The following is a 2,124-nucleotide window of genomic DNA, read 5'->3' on the forward strand; positions in this document are numbered from 1 at the left end:
GGGTCAGGAACCGAGATTCCCTATGCTTTCGGGACGTCCGGTTCGACGAAGATTGCTGACTTCGAGCTTAGGTCTCAGGCGTGCCAAGAGCGGCCCTTAGCGCTTTCTCAGCGAACACTTGGACGAGGATATTCGTGAGGCTCCCTGACCTGACCGGGAGCCTCGTCGGTCTCAGAGCACGAAATCGGCGCTGACGAAGGTATGCCAGTCAAACACTTTGATCGCGAACTCAGGGCGGCCGTCGCCATCAGTGTCGGCCGAGATGTAGGTGCTCCCGTCTCCAGGGTGATAGGTGTGAAGTTCGCCCGCGACGTTGTGGAACCGCTCGGTGCCGATGAAGACGAAGGGCTGCTTCCCGTCCGCGGTCGTGTCGGCGTCGATGTGGTGAAGGTCGATGACGTCCGCTCCGTGCTCGAAGTCCACGATGGTGTCGCCGCGGGCTTCGTCCGCGAAATCGTACACGAAGGAGTCGTTCCCCGACCCGCCCTTCAGGGTGTCCATGCCGCCACGGCCCTTCAGGATGTCGTTGCCGGCCCCGCCGTCGAGGAAATTGGAACCGGAGTTGCCGCTGATCCAGTTGTTGAGGGAGTTGCCCGTACCGTCGATGTCGGCTGTCCCCTCTAGCCTCAGTTCCTCGATCACCTGCCCGTACAGCGAGTAGCTCACGGTGCTGACGACGTGGTCGAAACCGCCCCCGGCTTCCTCGTATGCCTTGTCCCCCGGATTGTCGACGTAATACCAGTCACCACCGGAACCGCCGTACATGGCATCCGCTCCGGTCCTACCGTCGAGCGTGTCGTCTCCGGAAAGCCCGTAGATCCTGTCGTTACCAGCCGTGCCATAGAGACGGTTGTTGCCAAAGTCGCCGTAGATGGTTTCGCCCGAGGCCCCGGGAAACGGTCCGGACGTGGTGGGCGTGGCACTTCCGACGTCACTGGCCTCAGCCCGCTCGGCGGCGTTCGGCGTTCCGAAGTTCTGGGTCACGAGCACGACAGCCTTGCCGTTGAAGTCGGCTTCCTTCAGGCCGATGCCGATCTCCTCGAACGAGCCGTTGACGATGTTGGCATAGTGCTCGGGCGAGTTGACAAGCATGGCGTGCAGCTTCTGGACGGTGGCCTCGTTAAGCGGGCCGCTCCTGTAGCCGATGTTCTCGCCCCATCCCTCCCAGCCATAGCTGGCCGCCGTCATGCGGTCTCCCGCGTTCGAACGGTCGATGCCCGTATGCGAGAAGCTGTTTGCCTGGTCCATCCAGGCATTGTGGGCATCGGAGGAATTGAGGAGTTCGCCGTCGAACGTGAGGGCCTTCACGCCTGCCTGGGCACGGGTCTCGTTGACGAGCTGGAGGAAGTAGGTCTCCAGTTTGGTTGGAGTGCTCATTGCCGCATCTGCCTCTTGTACAAATATATCGCAGGTTTGGGCTGCCGTTGGGGCCATCAAGTTAATCACGGTCAATGTATCTGAAAACTACATCGAATTGCCATCCTAAAATTAGCAGTATATTATACAGCTAATTATTAGTTTGAATTACGAACTATTCTTTGAATTTTGGCAAGCTTTTGCACTGCCATCAACTCGAAAGACAAGATCCACGATCCGCAGCTACTATGCCTATAGCACCGGCGAGGACGGCCGCGACTGGCTCGCGGACAACGGGGCTCGATCAGAATCATTGGCAAGGCCATGAATGCCATCGGCGCTCATCGACCTCCGGCACCTTCCTGGCTTCGAGGCCAGCAGTGTGTCTCCAAATCGAGATGGTCCTATGGGCAGCTTCGGGTCACGAGCAGGAGATCGACGTTAATGTAACGAACGTCTCTGTTGCCTCGGTAAGCTGACAAAGGCTTCGGAAGGAATGCTCAGTTCGGGTTTCCTGTCGGCATAAACGGCCAAGGTTCATTGCTAGGGCTTCCTTTCAGGAGCACTGCAATGCAAAACAGTATCGCTGGCCATCCCTGCCGAACCGCCACGCCTTGGAACCGTGGCAAGCTGATCGGTCCCAAGCCGCCTCTCAAAGCCAAAGACATCTGGTCCATTCGGGTCGGGCTCCAAGTGGCGCAGCGCATTCGCGACTTGGCTTTGTTCAATCTCGCTCTCGACAGCAAGCTGCGAGCTTGTGACCTCGTC

Annotated in this window: 1 protein-coding gene and 1 pseudogene; one reads left to right on the forward strand and one right to left on the reverse strand. The window is 58.8% G+C overall.

Going from position 1 to position 2,124, the window contains the following annotated elements:
- Positions 1-171: 171 nt before the first annotated feature.
- Positions 172-1,377 (reverse strand): CAP domain-containing protein, encoded by a 1,206-nt coding sequence (locus ACS5Q0_RS27370; protein ID WP_473129771.1) that lies wholly within the window; start codon positions 1,375-1,377, stop codon positions 172-174.
- Between the two features lie 549 nt (positions 1,378-1,926).
- Here ACS5Q0_RS27370 and ACS5Q0_RS27375 point away from each other — a divergent pair.
- A pseudogene (locus ACS5Q0_RS27375) lies at positions 1,927-2,124 on the forward strand (integrase); the annotation flags it as partial.

It is taken from the genome of Microvirga sp. HS2 (assembly GCF_055792805.1).